Below are 19,203 nucleotides of genomic sequence, written 5' to 3'. Positions count from 1 at the left end.
CTAACCCACCGCCAGCGGGGCGTCGGAAAAGATGTTCCGGATGACGCCGTTGGCCCATTCCAGGATCTCGGCGTCCTGGAGGTCCCTGCCGCCGATCCGTGCCGTCTTGGGCTTGGGAATGAGGATGGCGTCCATGGCCGGCTTGGACTGCGACCCCGGATACATCCGGTTCAGCCGCATGGTCCTGGACTCCGGAAGCGATGCCGGGGAGAACTTGATGAAGTTGCCCTGCAGGGCCACGTCGGAGAGGCCGGCCTCGCGGGCGGCGACACGGAACCGTGCCACTTCCACCAGGTTCTGCGCGGGCAGCGGCAACTCGCCGTAGCGGTCCACGAGCTCCGCCTGGACCTCGTCAATGGACTCGTTGGTGAGGGCGGCGGCTAGCTTCCGGTACGCCTCCAGGCGCAGCCGTTCACCGGGAACGTAATCGTGCGGCAGGTGCGCGTTGACCGGCAGCTCGATCTTCATTTCCGCGGCCTTCTCTTCGGCTTCGCCGCGGAAGTCCGCCACAGCCTCGCCCACCAGGCGGATGTACAGGTCGAAGCCAACCCCCTGGATGTGGCCGGACTGCTCCCCGCCCAGCAGGTTGCCGGCACCGCGGATTTCCAGGTCCTTCATGGCCAGCTGCATGCCGGCGCCCAGTTCGTTGTGCGCGGCCACGGCCTTGAGCCGTTCCAGCGCCACCTCGCCCAAAGGTTTCTCCGACGGATACAGGAAGTACGCGTAGGCGCGTTCACGGCCGCGGCCCACACGGCCGCGGAGCTGGTGGAGCTGGGACAGCCCGTACTTGTCCGCGCCATCCACGATCAGGGTGTTGGCGTTGGAGATGTCCAGCCCGGTCTCGATGATGGTGGTGCAGACCAGGACGTCGAAGCGCTTCTCCCAGAAGTCCACGATGATCTGTTCCAGCCGGCTCTCGGACATCTTGCCGTGCGCCACCTCCACCCTGGCTTCGGGTACCAGTTCGCGGATCTTCGCGGCGGTGCGTTCAATCGTGGAGACCCGGTTGTGGACGAAGAACACCTGTCCCTCGCGCATCAGTTCGCGGCGGATCGCGGCGGAGGTCTGCTTGTCCGTGTACGGGCCCACATAGGTCAGCACCGGGTGCCGTTCCTCCGGCGGGGTGGCGAGGGTGGAGGTCTCCCGGATGCCGGTCAGGGACATCTCCAGGGTGCGGGGAATCGGGGTGGCGCTCATGGCCAGCACGTCCACGTTGGTCCGCATCTTCTTCAGCGCTTCCTTGTGTTCCACGCCGAACCGCTGCTCCTCGTCCACGATCACCAGGCCAAGGTCCTTGAATTCGAAATCCTTGGAGAGCAGCCGGTGGGTGCCGATCACCACGTCCACGGCGCCGCTCTTGACGCCCTCGGCGGTTTCCTTGGACTCCTTCGCAGACTGGAACCGGGACAGCGGCTTGACGCGGAGGGGAAAACCGGAGAACCGTTCGGTGAAGGTCTCGTAATGCTGCTGGGCCAGCAGCGTGGTGGGCACCAGCACGGCCACCTGCTTGCCGTCCTGCACGGCCTTGAACGCAGCGCGCACCGCGATCTCGGTCTTGCCGTAGCCCACGTCGCCGGATACCAGCCGGTCCATGGGGATCTCCCGCTCCATGTCCGCCTTGACCTCGTTGATGGTGGTCAGCTGGTCCGGAGTCTCCACGTAGGGGAAGGCTTCCTCCAGTTCGCGCTGCCAGGGGGTGTCGGGGCCGAAGGCGTGGCCGCGGGAGGCCATGCGGGCCGAGTACAGCCGGATCAGTTCACCGGCGATCTCCTTGACGGCTTTGCGCGCCTTGGACTTGGTGCTGGCCCAGTCCGCGCCGCCCATCTTGCTCAGGACCGGGGTGTCGCCGCCGACATAGCGGGTCACCTGGTCCAGCTGGTCCGTGGGGACGAACAGGCGGTCGCCGGGCGCGCCGCGCTTGGCAGGTGCGTATTCCAGCACCAGGTATTCCCGGACGCCGTCGCCGCCGCCCGCCACCTTGCGCTGGATGAGTTCCACGAACCGGCCGATGCCGTGCTGTTCGTGGACCACGTGGTCCCCCGCGACCAGTTGCAGGGGGTCCACGGCGTTGCGCCGCTTGGAGGGCATCCGGCGCATGTCCTTGGTGGACCCGGCGGAGGTCCGGCCCAGCAGGTCGGCTTCGGTGAGCAGGCCAAGTTTGAGCCCGTCCAGGACAAAGCCACGTCCGACGGCGGCGGTGGTCACCTCGATGATGCCCGCCTGGGGCTCGTGGTCAAGGCGGTCGACCCGGGCGCAGGGGATGTCGTTTTCGTGGAAGAGTTCCGCCAGGCGCTGCGCGGGCCCTGGGCCCTCAGTGGCCACCACGATCCGCCACTGGTCCCGGACGTGCGATCCGATGAAGTCCATCATCTCCGCAACGTCGCCCTGGTAGCCGCGGGGTTCACGGGCGTGCAGGTTCAGGACATCGATCTCCGGCAGCAGTTCCGCATCCTGCGCCAGTGAGGTGATGGACCACCAGGACACGCCGTGCGCCAGGGCCGAGCCGCGGGTTTCGGCCAGCGACCGGAAGCTCGCCGAATGAAGCGCTGCACTGGCCTGGGAGCTGAGGTCCAAAGGTGCGGCCCCGCCGTCGGACGCGGTGGACCATGCCGCCTCGAGGAATTCCTCGTTGGTGGCGGCGAGGTCGTGGGCGCGGGTGCGCACCTTCTCCGGTTCGATCACCACGGCGATGGAATCGGCCGGCAGCTGGTCCACGAACGGCACCATCGCGTCCACCAGGACCGGCGCCAGCGATTCCATGCCTTCCACCGCGATGCCGCCGGCGATCTTCTCCAGCATGTCCGCGGCGGCTGGAAGCTGGGATTTCAGCGTGGCGGCGCGGGACATTACGGAGGGGGTGATCAAAATTTCGCGGCAGGGCGGGGCGTGCAGTTCGGTGGGGTGGTGGATGCCCGGGGCGGACAGCGAGCGCTGGTCGGCCACGGCGAACCAGCGCATCTGGTCCACCTCGTCGCCGAAGAACTCCACCCGGATGGGGTGGTCCTCCGTGGGCGGGAAGACGTCGATGATGCCACCGCGGACCGCGAACTCGCCGCGGTGCGTCACCATGTCCACCCGGGCGTAGGCAGCGTCGGCGAGGCTCTTCACCACGCTGGTGAACGGAACATCCTGGCCCACCTTGAGGGTGACGGGGACCAGATCGCCCAGGCCGGCCACCACGGGCTGGACCACGGCGCGGACGGGAGCGACGACGACGCGCAGCCGGGCCGCCGTCGAACTTTCCGGATGTGCCAGGCGGCGCAGCACGGACAGCCGGCGCCCCACGGTGTCCGAACGCGGGGAAAGGCGCTCGTGCGGGAGGGTCTCCCAGCTGGGAAACTCGGCCACCGAATCCGCGGGCAGGTAGGCGCGCAGGGCTGCGGACAGGTCCTCCGCTTCACGGCCCGTGGCGGTGACAGCGAGCACGACGCCCGGCCCCGCGGCGTCGGCCTGTCCTGCCACGGCGGCGGCGAGCCCGTCCGCCATCTCCGCCAGCAGCACTGGACGCAGGCCGGCAGGGGCGCTGACCTGGTAGTCCTGGCTGCGCACGGCGAAGCCCCGCGCTGCCTCCGCCCCGACACGGGCGAACGTCTGGTCCGGTTCCAGAGCGCGGCGCAGCCCGTCCAGCGACGGGGCCGCACCGGACGTTCCGGTGCTGGATGTGCCGGCGGCGGACTGGCCGGGAAGACTCATGGCAGAAGCTCCTGTGGTGTTCAGCGAAAGCAAGCAGGCAACGCGAAAACCCGAAATTCGCTGCGAATCCCGGGGAGCTTCCAGCCTACCGCGCAGGAACGGCCTGCCGGCACGGAACCATCTGCGCGGGAATGGATCTAGGCTGGCAACGTCGAGCCATTTCCGCAGCCTTTTCCCGCAGCGCAGCAGTCCGTAAGGGCAGCCGCTGCGAATTCCAAGGGACGAACAGGAGCCAGCATGACCGCAATGAGTGCCACGCCAACACCCAGGACCGTCCTCGTTACCGGGGCCACCGGCTACATCGGCGGCCGGCTTGTGCCCAAGCTGCTCGAAGCCGGCCACACGGTGAAGGTGCTGGTCCGCTCCCCCGACAAGATCGCCGGCGTCCCCTGGCGCGACAAAGTGGAGGTGGTGCAAAGCAGCCTCGTCGACGGCGACGCCCTCCGCGAAGCGCTGTCCGGCGTCGATGTCTTCTACTACCTGGTCCACTCCATGGCGGCCGGAGCCGGGTTCGAAGCGAAGGAAAAGGCGATGGCCAGGACCGCCGCGGACGCTGCCGCTGCCGCGGGAGTGCAACGGATCGTCTATCTGGGCGGCCTGCACCCGCAAGGGGTGGAACTCTCCACCCACATGCGCTCGCGCGAGGCTGTAGGCAAGGTGTTCCTGGACAGCCCGGTGGACGCCGTGGTGTTCCAGGCAGGCGTGGTGATCGGCTCCGGCTCCGCCTCCTTCGAAATGATCCGCCACCTCTCCGAAACGCTGCCACTGATGCCGGCGCCCAGCTGGGTGCGCAACCGGATCGAAGCCATCGCCGTCCGCGACGTCCTGTACTACCTGGTTGCTGCCGCGTCCCTGGAGGGCACCATCAACAGGACGTTCGATATCGGCTGCCGGCAGGTGCTGACCTACGCCAGGATGATGCAGGAATACTCTGCGGAAGCAGGCCTGCCCTACCGGGTGGTGCTGGCGCTGCCCATCCCTGCGCCCAAGCTGGCAGGCATCTGGGTGGCGCTGACCACGCCCATCCCGTGGTCCATGGCGGTCCCGCTGGTCCAGTCACTCCAGCACGACGCGGTGTCCAACGAGCACGACATCGACCAGTACATCCCGCTGCCCGACGGCGGCCTGACCCCGTACCGGACCGCCGTGGCCCTGGCACTGGGCAAGGAGCGGGACGGACAGGTGGAGACCACCTGGGCCAGTGCCGGCGCGGATTCCGACCCCCTGCCCAGTGACCCGGAGTGGGCCGGACACAAGGTGTACATCGACGAACGGACGTTCCACGGCGACGTGGACCCGGCCCACGTGTGGACGGTCATCGAGGGCATTGGCGGGCGCAACGGCTGGTACTCGCTGCCGCTGGCGTGGCAGGTCCGGGGCTGGCTGGACAAGCTGACCGGCGGGGCCGGCCTGCTGCGCGGGCGCCGGCATCCCCACACCCTCGCTGCGGGAGAGGTGGTGGACTGGTGGCGGGTGGAACGGATCGAGCGCGGCAGGCTGCTCCGGCTGCGCGCCGAAATGCGTGCCCCCGGACGTGCCTGGCTGGAGCTCTCCGTGGAACCTGAAGGGGCGGGCAGCCGCTACCGGCAGCGCGCCATCTTCTTCCCCAAGGGACTGAGCGGCAGGCTGTACTGGCTCGCCGTCCTGCCGTTCCACAGCCTGATCTTCCCGGCCATGGCCCGCAACATCACCACCACCGCCCGGAAACTGGCCGATGCGGAGCCCGCGGCCACCACCCCGTAGGATGTTGGAGGCTTAATCCGTTCCCCACGTCCCAGGAGGACCCATGGCGCTGAGCGCAACCACCACCCTTCCGCACCCCGTTGACAGCGTTGCCGCTGTGCTGGTCAACGAGGATTTCCAGCGCCACGTCAGCCAGCTGGTGGGTGGCAGCCTCGAGTCCTTCACCGTGGACGGCGACATCGCCGGGGCTTTCAACACCACCTCCGTGCGCACCCTGCCCACCACCCGGCTGCCCGAAATCGCCCGGAAGTTCGTTGGCGAGAACCTCAAGGTGACCCAGGTGGAGAACTGGGAAGCACCCGCGGCGGACGGGTCACGCCAGAGCAACATCTCGCTGAAGATCGCCGGCGCTCCCGTGGACGTCACCGCCGTCCAGCGGCTGGTGGCCGACGCCGGCGGAACCCGCGTGGAACTTGAGGGCGCCGTGAAGTCCTCCGTGCCGTTCCTCGGCGGCAAGATCGCCGACGCCGCCGAGCCCATGGTGGCCAAGGCCCTGAACCTGCAGGCCGCCCAGGCGCAGGCCTGGCTGGAAAGCCACTAGCCCGTGCAGCTTCCCGTCTTCGCCGCGCTCGTCCTCATTGTTGCCGGCGTTTGGTCGCTGGTGGTGTGGCCGCAGTTCCTGCGCCGCGTCATGAAGGATCCGCGCGCCCGTGATGCCGCCGGCAAGGCAACGAAGTTCCTGACCGTGCACGTGGTGCTGGTGGGCATCTCCATGGTGCTCGGGCTGGCCACCGCCGTGATCGGGGTCCTCAGCCTGCTTGGCTGACCCCGCTGCAACCCGTGTTGGCACGAAACAGCCCGGGCTTCCCTCCTGAGCGGGGAAAGCCCGGGCTGTTTGCTGTCCGGCTCACGCTGCCTGGTTGAGCGCGTCCTCGGCTGCCACCCAGGAAATCATGGCGCATTTGACCCGGGCCGCGTAGCGGGCCACTCCCTCGAAGGCGGCGGCGTCCCCCAACAGTTCGGGATCGGCGTGGACCTTGCCCCGGGAGCGCAGGACTTCCCGGAAGCTGTCGATAACTTCATGGAGTTCGGCCACCGTCATGCCTTCGGCGAGGTCGGACAGAACAGATGCGGACGCCATGGAAATGGAGCAGCCGGCCCCGTCCCAGGCAATCTGGGCCACTTTGCCCTCCTGGACCGCAAGCCGGAGCGTGACCTCGTCCCCGCACACCGGGTTAAGCTGGTGGGATTGCCCGGTGGACGTGCCCTCCGGCGCTTCCGTGGCGGCCAGGCCGCTGCCGTGGCGGGCCTTTGAGTGGTCAAGGATGATCTGCTGGTACAGCTGGTCAAGGCTCATGATGTCAACTTTCGTGTTCTCCGCTAGGCGCGGAAGTAGGCCCGGACGCCGGCCACGGCTTCAAGGAAGCGGTCCACGTCGTCGGTGGTGTTGTAAAGGTAGGCGCTGGCGCGGGTGGTGGCGGTCAGGCCAAGGCGCCGGTGCAGCGGCTGGGCGCAATGGTGCCCCACTCGGACGGCAATGCCGCGGGAGTCCAGGAACTGCCCCACGTCGTGGGCATGGACACCTTCGACGTCGAACGCGGCAAGGCCAATCCGTTCCTTCCCAGCGGCCGGCCCCAGGACCCGGATGCCGGGGATGCCTTCCAGGCCCGCCACCATGCGCTGGCCAAGGTCTGCCTCCCACCGGTGGATGCGGTCCAGCCCCGTTTCGGTCAGGTAGTTGGCCGCGGCCGCGAGGGCAATTGCCTGGGAAATGCGCTGGGTCCCGGCCTCGAAACGCTGGGGCGCCGGAAGGTACTCCGCCCGTTCCATGGTGACCGTGGTGATCATCGATCCGCCAGTGAGGAACGGCGGCAGGATGTCCAGGAGCTCCTGCCGGCCGTACAGCACCCCGATTCCGGTGGGGGCAAGCATCTTATGGCCGGAGAAGACCGCGAAGTCCACGTCCAGCTCCTTGACGTCCAGGGGCAAGTGCGGCGCGGACTGGCAGGCGTCCAGGACCACCAGGGCGCCGGCGTCGTGCCCCAGGGCCGCCAGTTCCTGCACCGGGTTGATAATTCCCAGGACGTTGGAGGCGTGGGTGAAGGCAAGGACCTTGGTGCGTGGGCCAATTATGGCCGCGGCCTGGTCCATGCGGAGGCTGCCATCATCCGCGATGGGTATGAAGCGGAGGGTGGCCCCGGTGCGGAATGCCAGTTCCTGCCACGGAATCAGGTTGGCGTGGTGCTCCATTTCCGTCACCACGATCTCATCGCCGGGCTTCAGCGCCAATCCCTTCAGCGCCTGGTCCCCGCGCCCCTGGGCCGCCCACAGCCCGGCATTGGACAGTGCGTAGGACAGCAGGTTCAAGCCCTCGGTGGCGTTCGACGTCCAGATGGTTTCCACGTAGTCGGCGCCGATGAAGTCGGCCATGGTCTGCCGGGCATCCTCGAAGGCTTCCGTTGCCTCCACCGCCAGGTGGTGGGCACCCCGGTGAACGGCGGCGTTCCGCTGTTCGTAGAACTCCTGCTCGGCTTCGATGACGCTCAACGGGTTCTGCGAGGTGGCCCCCGAGTCCAGGTACACCAGCGGCTGCCCGTTGACCAGTTGGTCAAGGACCGGGAAGTCGTTGCGGATGCGCAGCACCTCGGCGTTATCCATGGCCGGGACGGCACGTTCCAGCGTGGCTGGCGTTGATACTACGGCCAAAACGAACTCCTTGGGCTGCCAATGGCTGACACCCAATTGTCCCACACACGGCTGTGGCGGCCGCCCGGGAGGGGCAGCCGCCACCGCTGCCCCGGGCTTCAGCCGAGGGAGCAGAGGGCCGGCGACGGCTGGGGGGAGAGTCTCGGTCTCAGAAGACTCTGACGTCGCCGGCCCCGTCTAAGCCCGGCCCCTGCGGGCCGGAAGTTGAGTGGGCCTCAATGTCCTGTCGGCTGCTCCGCGGCGTCCAGCCGGCCGCTTTGCTTTGCCTCCTTAAGTAAATCCCGCGGCGCCCTTCCGTACACGAGTAGGCAGTACTCGAATCCACCAGGCAGTACTACGGGGGCGCCCTGCGGCTACCCGCCGGTTCTCGATGGCGCGGCGAAACGCCTGGGGCAGCACTGATAACGGTCCCTGGAATGACTGAAGAGGCGCGGAACAGCGGCAGGGCGGACAGGACCTGGCCGGGACTCTACTTGGGCAGGGCCGACTCGAGCTCGTCGCGGCTCCGGACGCCAAGCTTGACGTAGGTCCGGTAGAGGTGGCCTTCCACCGTCCGGACGGAGACCATGAGCCGCTGGGCGATCTCCCGGTCCGTCAGGCCCTGTACTGCCAGCTCCACGATGTCCTGCTCACGCCGGGTGAGGCGGACGGCCGGCGCCGCTGCAATGAAGCGGCCTTCCCGGAACCGTTCACCCAGTTCGTGGTCGCACTTCTCCCGCTGGGCAACGGCCTGCCGGGACCTGCGCCGTTCTCCGGCCTGCTCCAGCACGGTACTGGCACGGGCATAGGCTTCCCGGGCCAGGTTCACAAAGCCTGCCTCCTCCAGCGAGGCAGCCGTTGCCATCAGGGTATCGCCGTCTGCACCCTCCCAGGCGGTGGCCAGGGTCAGCAGGGCTTCCGCCCACCGGCCTTCCACGCCACGGGCGGCGGCCTGCACCATGGGCACCACCGAGGGATCCCCCAGCTCCCAGCACATGGCCAGGACTTCGAGGAGGTTGCCGGTGCGCGCGGAAGCCTCCGTGGTGGTCATCAGGGTCTGCAGTGCGGCCAGGCCCTTGCCGTCACGGGCCAGGTACTCGGCGGCGGCTGCCACATAGGCCTCGGCGAGGAGATCGTGGGCGGGCCAGCCGGCTGCGGCGTCTTTGTGGTCCTGTTCCAGGCGCCGCGCCTGTTCGGCATCCCCAAGCCGGGCTGCTGCATAGAAGCCCAGGGCACTGCCAAACCGGTACAGCTGCAGGGGGTCGTTGAGCCTCAGCGCCTCCACGGCCGGCAGCAGGACCTGGTAGGCACGCTCCATCCTCCCCTGGCGGAGCAGCGAGTAGCCCTGGAGCAGCTGCAGGCTCCCGTTGAAGGTTGCTGCCCCCGGGCTGTTGGCCGCGGCGTAATGGTTAATCTCCCGCTCCGCCGACTCCCATTCGCCCATGGCCAGGTAGTCGGAGACGAGCCTCCCCAGCACGAATTCAGGGAAGAAGAACAGGCTGCCTTCCAGCGGTGGCAGCTCCGAGGCGGCCAGCAGGGCCGCCTCGAGACCCTCCACGGGACGCCCGGCGGAGGCCAGGGCATGGGCAAGGAGCCCCTCAGCCAGGGCCCGCAGCGGTTCCCCCGCTGTTCCGGTGCGGCGCGTCCGCATCCCGTTGACGGCGTCCTCCAAGGCCGCGACATTCACGTCGGCGCCGAGATGCAGAAGGTGCAGGAGCTCTTCCTGCCAACTGTCCTCACCGCCGGACAGTGCTGGGTGTCTTTCGACGTCATCTGCCACAACACCCACGGAACGGCCAAGGGCTTGGTGCGCCGAAACCCTGAGCATCAGGACGGCCGGCCCCTCGGTGTCATCTGCCAACGGAAGCCAGCATCCGTCCAGGAGTGCCGCTGCGTCAGCATACGCCCCTTCGTTGTACAGCGCCCGGGCCTGGATGGCCTGGGCCAGCGGAACCAGCGGGGGGTGGTGGATGCGGGCGGCAATGGAACGCGCACTGTGGTTGCGGAACCTCAGCAAGGCCTCTTTCGCTGCCGCCAGCATTTCCTCGTCGCTGACCCGGATGCCACACTCCAGGGCCCATTCCACCGACCGCAGCCGGCCCTCCCCCTGCAGCAGGGTGGGATTCTGGTGGGCTTTGACCTTTTCGAGTAACTGGAGGCTGCGGGAGACGGAAACGGTGTTCCGGATGGCCCCGGCGAAAAGCCCGTTCCACATGGAAAGTTCAGCGGGGATGCCAGGAGCCTCCACGATCATCTGCTGGTCCAACAGGGAACGGACCACTGCTGCCCCGCTGATATCTTCGATGACCTTTCGGCCCACCGGCCCGGCCAGGGCAATGAGCTTCAGGGCTTCCTGTTCCTCGGGCCCCCGCCGGAGATGGTCTTTGGCCACCACTGCTGCGAGCCGGGCACCGTCCGCGGGCAGCTCACCCAACAGCATCCAGATTCCGTTGCGCTTGGCCAGCACGCCCGCTTCAGCGGCGTCATGGAGCAGGGCATCAAGCAACCGGGGATTTCCCCCGGAAGCATTCCAGATGGCATCCACGGTGGCACCCGGCACTGTCCCATCAAGGATGTGGGCCAGGACTTCCTCGATCTGTTCATGGTTGAGGGGACGGAGGTCCACGCGCTCGGCCAGGCCGTCATACCAAAGCTGGTCCAGGGGCTGCGGCAGGCCCGGCCGCGGGCGGGCGGCGGCTACTACCGTTGCCCATCCGGCCGAAATCACCTCGGCGAGAACGCCCGCGGAGGCGTCATCCAGGTGGTGGGCATCGTCCACCACCAGCAGCACCGGCGAGCTGCCGGTGCCCTTGAGCTTCTCGAAATAGGACCACATGGAGCGGAGCACTGCCACAGGTGAGACGGACTCTTCAGCGGTGAGGTCCCCCGTGTAGGGGGTCAGCACCCCGAACGGCACCCCAGCCAGAGCAGAACTGGCATGGATGCGCAGGATGCTCATCGTTCCTGCGAGCCGATCCGTCACGGCATCCGTCACGGCAGACTTTCCGATGCCGGGGCCGGCCATGATGAACACCGCCTGGTGCGTGCCGTTCCGGACCAGGTTGCAGATCCGTTCCACCGGCTCCCGGCGGCCGGTAAGGAGCCGGTGCGCAGCCGCCGGCTTGTGCCCGTTAGACGAGTCCAGTCAGATCACCCCTTGAAGTCACGCCCAGCTTAGTGAAGACCTGGTACAGATGGCCTTCCACGGTGCGGACCGACACGCCCATTTCCATGGCGATGTCACGGTTTGAGGCGCCGCGGCCCGCCATCCGGGCAATTTGCCGTTCCCGGCTGGTCAACAGGGGGCTCCCGCTGCTGGGCACGATGGGCAGGTTGGACACGGTGGCGGCCAGGATGTCGAGCCGCGCCTGCGCAGTCCTTGCCGAGAGGGCGTCCCCGTCCTGCCGGGCGAAATCAACCGCCAACGCCATGCACCGGGCTTCAACGGCATCCAGCTCCAGGGTCGCTGCGAGTTCCCCGCCGGCAAGCAGCGCCTTGGCATCCTTCGTCCTGCTCCCGAGGGCAATCAGCCGTGAAACTTCGGCCAGCGGACCCTGGCGGTGGCCTGCGATGTCCTCCAGGAGGCGGAAGTCGGTATCGCTGCCATTCACGGTTGCAGCCAACAGGTACATGCCGCCCAGGGTGTGCCTGCCTGCTTCCAGGTTGCGGCGGGCACCCTGTTTCAGTCCGGCCACGGCCTCGGAGTCGCCCAGCCAGCGCCCGGCGACAAGGGCACAGAACTCGATGATGCTCTCGGTCGCGAACCCTGCCTTGCCGGTTGTCCTTTGCAGCTTGGCCAGGTACTTGCGGGCAAAAGCGGCGTTCCCGGTCTGCGCATAGGCCAAGGCCGTGGCAGCGTACGCCGTTCGCAGGGCCGCCTGGACCGGCTGCAGCTCCAGCTGCGCAGCGGCGGAGATCAGGGGTTCAAGGGCCGCCTCGCCCCGACCCGAGAAAGCGAAAGCCACCCCGGCCGCGAGTTCGGTGGCGGCGCTCCGGTACGGCAGCCGGTGGGGCTGCCCGGTGCTGAAGGGGCTGAGGAGGTCGATGCAGCGCCGCCACTGGCCCGCCACCAGCAGGACGAAGTAGGCCTCCCTTGTGTAGCGCTCACGGAGCCCAACGACGTGCGAGGCGTCAGTGAGCTGGCCGCCGAGTTGGCGCATGAGGCTCAATGCGTCCATCTCCCGCCCGGTCAGCGCCAGGGCGCTCATCAGGGTGATGGCTGACTGGAACCGGAACGCGGTGTCCGGGTTGGCCGCGGGATCGGCCGCCCGTTCCAGCGCGGGAATCATGGCAGCGTAATCGCCGGTATGGGCCTGGTATTCGAATTCGCTCAAGGAGATGCGGTTGGTTGCCACGGCTGCCGGTGCAGGCCAGACCGGATGCTGCGCCGTCCTCTCAAGCCATTCCCTGGCGGTGGCCAGCAGTTCGGGGACCTTGCCCTCATGCTCAGGGATGTAGCGCATCACCCGCGCCTTGGCGGCGACCACCTGGGCATACTCTTCGGGATCGAGGGCCTCGAGCTCGGGCCGGGAAATACTTTCCAGGGCTGCCAAGGCCTGGTCCGGCATGTCCAGCTGCAGGTATGCCGCAGCCTTTTGCCGCTGCGCGGACGCCCATCCGGCATCGGTCCGCTGCACCATCTCCGCATAAGTCAGGGCGAACCGGGGGTCGAAGAGCTGGACTGCGGCCTCGGCGGCCGCCAGCGCCAGCGCAGGAGCCAGTTCGGCTTCGCACTCGTGGGTCCAGGCGGCGAACGACATCAGTTCATCCACCGTCATGGTTGCCGGGTCCGGCTCCCTGCCGCCCAGGAGTACGTTGCGAAGCTCGCGACGCCGGGAGATGCTCAGCCAGGTCCTGACAACGTCCCCGATGTATTTCTCCCGCAGCGACACCCAGCGGTTCTCGGAGTCGTCGATCTCGAGCAGCGCACCGTCCTCCATGTCCGCAACCACATCCGCGCCATAGATCGCGGTGAGGCTCGACAATTCCACCCGCCGGGCGCAGGAGAGCATCTCGATGACCTCCCGGGCTTCGGGAGTTTCCCGTGACCAGCGGGAGCGGACGATGTCATCAAGGCTGGCGGCGCCGTCGAGCACCACCTTGTCCCGCAGCGTCCAGACCGAATCGGAGAGGACCAGGTTTCCGGAGAGCTGCTGTTCGGTGACAAGGGCTTTGAGCAGCAGCGGATTTCCGCCCACCATCTGGTGGTAGGTGCTGACCAGGGAGGAAGCGACCCGGTGTCCCAGCAGCGACAGCAGCACCTGCCTGGTTTGGAGCTCGTTGAGGTTGCTGAGCCGTACTTCGGTCAGCTTCCGGTCCGTCAGCAGCCAGTGGAAGTCAGCGGGGAGGTCGCTGGAGTTGGGGGCGACGGCAACGATTTTCGCGGTGCCGGTCAGCAGGACGTTCAGCAGTACGCCCGCGCTCATGTCGTCGATGCAGGCTGACGTGTCCAGCGTAATGACGCACGGCCTGCCGGCGGCGTCGCTGCGGATCAGTGAGGTGATGCCCCTGAGGATGGCGGTGGGCGACCCCATGTAGGCCTGCGGCAGCCGTGCCAGCAGGAATGACAGGCAACCGTAGGGGGTGGCGGATCCCGAAGGCCCGCTCCGAAGCTGCAGGGACCAGATATCGGGGCCAAGGTCCGCCACGGCAGCGCGGGCAAGGGAGGACTTGCCCACTCCCCTGGGGCCGGTGATCACCACGCCCAAGGAGTTTTCGCTGGTCAGGGCGGTGCGGACGGCGTCGAGGTGGGCGCTTCGTGCAGGCATGGACCATTGCTGGCCCTCCGGGGCCCCGGAGGTTGGCGTGGGCAGCCCGTCACCTTGCGGCGTTGACCCACGTCCCCAGCTGAGTGGCTCGATTGACATGAACTTTTCCCCTACATCCTGCAATAGCGGGATGTAGCCCCATTGCTCCCCCGCATAGGAAGAAGAGTACCCCGTGCCACAGACAGGGAAATAGGGCCGGAGGGAACTTTTACGATTCCGGTGGGCGTATTTCCGTTTTGGCAGGGTGGAACTTCTGCTGCGCGGCGGTGAGCCCCTCACGGAGCAGGGTCTCCACGGCGTCGGCGGCATCGTCCAGCAGGAAGGGTAATTCCTTGTGCTCCGCGGTGCCGAAGTCGCGTAGAACAAAGTCGGCAGTGTCCATCCGTCCGGGCGGCCGTCCCACCCCTACGCGCACCCGGAGGTAGTCCTTGGTGCCGAGCGCCTTGGAGATGTCCCGCAACCCGTTATGGCCGCCTTCGCCGCCACCGAGTTTGAGTTTGACCGTGTTGAAGGGAATATCGATTTCGTCATGCACCGCGACAACATGGTCTGCGGGGATGCCATAGAAGTTGGCCAGGGCGGACACGGGGCCACCGGATACGTTCATGTAGGTCATTGGCTTCGCCAGGACCACCCTGGGGCCGCCGATGCCCAGCCGGCCTTCGAGGACCTGGGCGCGGGCTTTGTGGGTCTTGAAGCCGGCACCGATGCGGCCGGCGAGTTCATCGAGCACCATCTGGCCGACGTTGTGCCTGTTGCCGTGGTACTGCGTGCCGGGGTTGCCGAGGCCAACGATCAGCCAGGTGTCAGTCATGGATTCAATCCTAGGGGGACGGCGTGGACAGGATGGCAGACCGAAGGGACGCCGGGCTGCGGACATGGCAGTGGCCGGGCCCCGGGAGGGGTCCGGCCACTGCGGGAACTGCGGAGTGGTTACTCTGCTGCGGCTTCTTCTGCTGCAGGAGCTTCCGCTGCTGCGCCCTCGGCGGCAGCTTCGGTTTCAGTTTCCTCGGCGATTTCAACGGCCTCGGAGATGTTGATGACCAGTGCCTCGGCGTCGGTCAGCAGGACGGTGCCCTTGGGCAGGACCAGGTCGGAGCCGTGGATGTGCTCGCCGGCGCCGCGGCCTTCGATGCTGACGACGACGGACTCGGGCAGGTGGGTGGCCTCGGCTTCGAGGGACACGACGGTCAGTTCCAGGTTGTGGACGGTGCCGGGGGCGGTTTCGCCTTCAACGTGGACCGGAACGTCAACCGTGACCTTTTCGCCCTGGCGGACGGTCAGGAGGTCGATGTGCTCGATGATCTGCTTTACGGGATCGCGCTGGATGTCCTTGACCAGGGCCAGGTGGCCTTCGCCGTTGATGTCCAGGGACAGCAGGGCGTTGGCGGTGCGGACCGCGAGGGTGGTGGCCTTGGCCGGGAGGGTGACGTGGATGGGCTCTGCGCCGTGGCCGTAGATGACGGCGGGGATCAGGTTGGCCATCCGTGCGCGGCGGGCGTAGCCCTTGCCAAATTCGGTGCGCAGTTCTGCTGCGAGCTTCTGCTCAGACATGGAAAACTCCTTGAAGACTAAACGGTGTTCAGCAAGGGCGGAGGTCTGGTGTGACCTTCAACGCCGGGCGGCCCGGAGGCGGCCCTTCAAGAAGGCGGTCCCTGCGAAAGGACCTGCAGACCCAGTCGATAACGGAGGCTATGCCCTCCCTCGCCAAGGTATCGCCTAAAAGACTACCAGCACGGCGACCTTTTCCTTAAATCCCCACCGGCCCCCTGAGCCCGCAAGCTCGCCCAGGGAACCCTGCCGGCGGGGTTTCGTCAAGTACTGTCCTAGGCCTTGCCGTCGAAGAGGCTGGTGACCGAACCGTCGTCGAACACTTCATGGATGGCCCTTGCAATCAAAGGGGCGATGGAAAGCACCGTGAGCTGCGGGAAGCGCTGGGACGAATTCAGCGGCAGCGTGTTGGTGACCACCACTTCGCGTGCACCTGACTCGGAGAGGCGCCGGGCTGCGGGGTCGGAGAACACGGCATGGGTGGCCGCGATGATGACATCCTTGGCGCCGGCGTTCTTCAGGACGGTGACGGCCCCGGAGATGGTTCCGCCGGTGTCGATCATGTCGTCGATCAGGACGCAGGTGCGGCCCTCGATCTGGCCCACGACGGTCTTGGAGACGGCCTGGTTGGGGACGGTGAGGTCGCGGCTCTTGTGGACGAAGGCCAGGGGCGCGCCGCCCAGCCGTTCGGCCCACTGTTCGGCGACACGGACGCGGCCGGTGTCCGGCGACACCACGGTGATGTTGTCCGAACCCACCCGGGTGCGGATGTAGTCGGCCAGCAGCGGGATGGCCATCAGGTGGTCAACCGGGCCATCGAAGAAGCCCTGGATCTGGGAGGTGTGCAGGTCCACGCTCATGATGCGGTCCGCACCGGCGGTCTTGTAGAGGTCCGCCACCAGCCGGGCGGAGATCGGCTCGCGGCCGCGGCCCTTCTTGTCCTGGCGGGCATAGGGGTAGAACGGCGAAACCACCGTGATCCGCTTGGCGGAGGCACGCTTCAGCGAATCGATCATGATCAGCTGTTCCATGAGGTGGTTGTTCAGCGGGGCGGGGTGGGCCTGGATCACGAAGGCGTCGGTACCGCGGACGCTTTCACCGGCCCGGACGTAGATCTCACCGTTGGCGAAGTCGTAGGCATCCAGCGGGAGGAGTTCGGTGCCGAGCTCCTTGGCGATTTCCCTTGCCAGCTCAGGATGTGCCCGCCCGGAGGCGAGCACCAGCTTCTTCTCGCCGTGCGCCGTAATTTCGCTCATTGTTACTTGCCCTCTTCTGTAGATGCCGGGGTACTTGAGGAGTCGTGGGTGGCCGCCTGGGCCAGCTCGGCGGAGCGGGTCCCCGGGCGGTGCGCCGGGACCCAGCCTTCGGTGTTGCGCTGGGCGGCGATGCTCAGGGCAAGGGCGCCGGCCGGTACGTCCTTGCGGATCACCGCGCCGGCGCCGCTGTAGGCACCGTCCCCCACGGTGACCGGGGCAACAAAGACCGTGTTGGAGCCGGTGCGGACACCTGAGCCGATCACCGTGCGGTGCTTCTTCTCGCCGTCGTAATTGGCCGTGATGTTGCCGCAGCCGATGTTGGTGTCCTCGCCGATTTCCGCGTCCCCGGCGTATCCCAGGTGGGACAGCTTGGAGCCGCGGCCAATGGTGACGTTCTTGGTTTCGTAAAAGGCGCCGATCTTTCCCTTTTCACCAAGCACGGTGCCGGGGCGAAGGTACGTGAAGGGGCCGACGGCGGCGCGCGGGCCGATCACCGAGCCGGAGCCGTGGGTGCGGACCACCGTGGCGCCCTCGCCGACTTCGACGTCGGTCAGGGTGGTGTCGGGGCCCACGACGGCGTCCCTGGCCACCGTGGTGGTGCCGTGAAGCTGGGTGTTGGGCAGGAGCCGGACGTCCTGGTCCAGGGTGACCGACGAATCGATCCACGTGGTGGCAGGGTCCACCACGGTCACGCCGGCACGCATCCACGCTTCCACGGTGCGGCGGTTCAGCTCTGCACCGAGGGCGGCCAGCTGGACGCGGTCATTGGCGCCCTCCACCTGCCAGCGGTCGGCGGTGACGACGGCGGCCACGCGGCCGCCTGCCTCGCGTGCCAGTCCCAGCACGTCGGTGAGGTACTTCTCGCCCTGGGCGTTGTCCGTGGTCACCTTGGCCAGCGCGTCACGGAGCACGGCGGCGTCGAAGGCGTAGATCCCGGAATTGACCTCACGGATCAGCCGTTCGGCCTCGGAGGCATCCTTGTGTTCGCGGATGCCGGTGACGGAGCCGTCCTCTCCGCGGAGGATGCGGCCATAGCCGGCGGCGTCATCCAGGACCGCGGTGAGGACCGTAACGGCGTTGCCGTCGCGCTCATGGGTGGCAACGAGTTCCGTCAGCAGCCCGCCGGACAACAGCGGCACGTCGCCATAGGTCACCACGACGGTGCCGGTGAGGTCCTGGTCAGCGTGCAGCGCCTCAAGCGCGGCTTCAACGGCCCGGCCCGTGCCCGGGACATCATCCTGGTCCACGATCACTGCCTGCGGATCCAGCGCCGCCACGTGCGCTTCCACCAGGTCGCGTTCATGGCGCACCACGATGGCAAGGCGCTGGGGGGCGATGCTGCGGGCGGCGCGGAGGGCGTGGCCCACCATGGACAGGCCGCCGATTTCATGCAGGATTTTGGGGGTACGCGATTTCATCCGGGTACCGGCGCCTGCTGCCAGAACAATTACAGCGGCCGGGCCGGCATTCTCGGGGATCACGTACGGGCTCTCCTTGCTTCGTTGTGCTGGCGCTTGGCGGTGCCCGGCGGGCCAAGCCGCCGGGCACCGGGTGCCATCCTCATGATCGCGCCCCGCGCAGCAGTTCCGCCCATAGGATTCGAACCTATACTCCACGGCTCCAAAGGCCGGGGTGCTGCCGTTACACCAGAGCGGACCGTGCCGGAAGTCTCAAGCCCCGGGCACAAGTCCCTATTTTGCCACGGGTTCAGGGCCCTGCGCGACACGGGGCGTTCGGCCGCCGCCCGTCCGGCTGAATCCCGCCGCCGGCGGTGGGGCATGATGGGAAGGTGAGCAACAACCTTCCGCGGATGCGGATGACTGGCCTGCAGCGCCGAAGCCAGCTGATCGACGTCGGCCGCGGCCTTTTCGCTGCCCGGGGGCTGGATGGAACCACCATTGAGGAAATCGCCGCCTGCGCGGGAGTGTCCAAACCGGTCATCTACGAACACTTCGGTTCCAAGGAAGGGCTGTACACCGAAGTGGTGGATTGCGAATTCCACATCCTGCTGGACGCCGTCAACGCCGCCCTGACCGAGCAGGCCAAACCGCGCGTCCTCGTCGAACGGGCCGCCTTGGCCCTGCTCACCTATATCGAGGAGCGCACGGAGGGTTTCCGTATCCTGATGCGCGACGCTCCCCCGTCGCAGCCCGAGGGCGCGTTCTCCACCCTGCTCTCCCACGTCACTGCCCGCGTGGAGCACATCCTCTCCGACGAGTTTTCCCGCCGGGGCCTCAGCGGCGAGGACGGCGCCATGTACGCCCAGATGCTCGTGGGCATGGTGGCCATGACCGGCCAGTGGTGGCAGGACAGCCGCCAGCCGGACAAGCACACCGTGGCCGCCCACCTGGTCAACCTCGCCTGGAACGGCCTCACCGGCCTGAAAAAGGACCCGGAGCTGCAGTCAGAGTTCTAGGCGCTGGTCACCTTCGCGGCGCAGGGCCGTCTCCGGCACCCAAGGTGACCTAGGGTGTGTCTCCTAAAGCTGCCAGCCAGATGCTGATTGCTCGGAGGACAGCTCCGCCGCGGTAGGTGAGTGCGAGTTTGTCGTAGCGGGTTGCCAGGGC

13 protein-coding genes and 1 tRNA gene are annotated in these 19,203 nt (G+C 67.4%); 4 read left to right on the top strand and 10 right to left on the bottom strand.

Annotated features, from left to right (window positions below; genetic code table 11):
* The gene (mfd, locus tag J2T23_RS10540; protein WP_141161129.1) at nt 1-3,693 is read right to left on the bottom strand and encodes a transcription-repair coupling factor; all 3,693 of its coding nucleotides are present in this window, start codon (nt 3,691-3,693) and stop codon (nt 1-3) included.
* 237 nt (nt 3,694-3,930) lie between these two features.
* Here mfd and J2T23_RS10535 point away from each other — a divergent pair, with 237 nt between their 5' ends.
* The 3 genes from J2T23_RS10535 to J2T23_RS10525 are packed head-to-tail and all read left to right on the top strand — an operon-like array spanning nt 3,931 to nt 6,202.
* Nucleotides 3,931-5,436 (top strand): SDR family oxidoreductase, encoded by a 1,506-nt coding sequence (locus tag J2T23_RS10535; RefSeq protein ID WP_307359759.1) that lies wholly within the window; start codon nt 3,931-3,933, stop codon nt 5,434-5,436.
* Nucleotides 5,437-5,479: 43 nt separating this feature from the next.
* A complete protein-coding gene (locus J2T23_RS10530; RefSeq protein ID WP_141161131.1) occupies nt 5,480-5,977 on the top strand; it encodes a DUF2505 domain-containing protein in 498 nt (165 codons plus the stop codon).
* Nucleotides 5,978-5,980: 3 nt separating this feature from the next.
* Entirely contained in the window at nt 5,981-6,202 is a 222-nt protein-coding gene (locus J2T23_RS10525; protein WP_141161132.1) for an SCO4848 family membrane protein, read from the top strand.
* A gap of 81 nt (nt 6,203-6,283) precedes the next feature.
* Here the strand turns inward: J2T23_RS10525 and sufU are convergent, their stop codons facing one another.
* The 9 genes from sufU to J2T23_RS10480 all read right to left on the bottom strand — a co-directional run bounded on the left by sufU (nt 6,284) and on the right by J2T23_RS10480 (nt 18,292).
* Nucleotides 6,284-6,733, bottom strand: a complete 450-nt coding sequence (gene sufU / locus J2T23_RS10520; RefSeq protein WP_141161133.1) for a Fe-S cluster assembly sulfur transfer protein SufU — start codon at nt 6,731-6,733, stop codon at nt 6,284-6,286.
* Between the two features lie 23 nt (nt 6,734-6,756).
* A complete protein-coding gene (locus tag J2T23_RS10515) occupies nt 6,757-8,082 on the bottom strand; it encodes a SufS family cysteine desulfurase (RefSeq protein WP_307359755.1) in 1,326 nt (441 codons plus the stop codon).
* 469 nt (nt 8,083-8,551) lie between these two features.
* Nucleotides 8,552-11,140: a LuxR C-terminal-related transcriptional regulator gene (locus J2T23_RS10510; RefSeq protein ID WP_307359753.1), complete on the bottom strand. Its 2,589-nt coding sequence runs from the start codon at nt 11,138-11,140 to the stop codon at nt 8,552-8,554.
* A 52-nt stretch (nt 11,141-11,192) separates the two neighbouring features.
* The gene (locus tag J2T23_RS10505) at nt 11,193-13,829 is read right to left on the bottom strand and encodes a helix-turn-helix transcriptional regulator (RefSeq protein WP_307359751.1); all 2,637 of its coding nucleotides are present in this window, start codon (nt 13,827-13,829) and stop codon (nt 11,193-11,195) included.
* 208 nt (nt 13,830-14,037) lie between these two features.
* Nucleotides 14,038-14,643, bottom strand: a complete 606-nt coding sequence (gene pth / locus J2T23_RS10500; RefSeq protein WP_141181060.1) for an aminoacyl-tRNA hydrolase — start codon at nt 14,641-14,643, stop codon at nt 14,038-14,040.
* 119 nt (nt 14,644-14,762) lie between these two features.
* Nucleotides 14,763-15,383, bottom strand: coding sequence for a 50S ribosomal protein L25/general stress protein Ctc (locus J2T23_RS10495; protein WP_141161137.1), 621 nt, complete (start codon nt 15,381-15,383; stop codon nt 14,763-14,765).
* A 272-nt stretch (nt 15,384-15,655) separates the two neighbouring features.
* Nucleotides 15,656-16,636, bottom strand: a complete 981-nt coding sequence (locus J2T23_RS10490) for a ribose-phosphate diphosphokinase (RefSeq protein WP_141181059.1) — start codon at nt 16,634-16,636, stop codon at nt 15,656-15,658.
* Nucleotides 16,637-16,638: 2 nt separating this feature from the next.
* The gene (gene glmU / locus J2T23_RS10485; RefSeq protein ID WP_141161139.1) at nt 16,639-18,117 is read right to left on the bottom strand and encodes a bifunctional UDP-N-acetylglucosamine diphosphorylase/glucosamine-1-phosphate N-acetyltransferase GlmU; all 1,479 of its coding nucleotides are present in this window, start codon (nt 18,115-18,117) and stop codon (nt 16,639-16,641) included.
* 103 nt (nt 18,118-18,220) lie between these two features.
* Nucleotides 18,221-18,292, bottom strand: a tRNA-Gln gene (locus tag J2T23_RS10480).
* Nucleotides 18,293-18,425: 133 nt separating this feature from the next.
* Here J2T23_RS10480 and J2T23_RS10475 point away from each other — a divergent pair.
* On the top strand, nt 18,426-19,052 hold the full coding sequence (locus J2T23_RS10475; protein WP_141161140.1) for a TetR/AcrR family transcriptional regulator: 627 nt from the start codon (nt 18,426-18,428) through the stop codon (nt 19,050-19,052).
* Nucleotides 19,053-19,203 lie beyond the last annotated feature (151 nt).

This window comes from Pseudarthrobacter niigatensis (assembly GCF_030812615.1).
Lineage (GTDB): Bacteria > Actinomycetota > Actinomycetes > Actinomycetales > Micrococcaceae > Arthrobacter > Arthrobacter niigatensis.
The sequence above is the reverse complement of the archived record's forward strand: the minus strand, read 5'-3'. Positions and strand labels throughout refer to the sequence as shown.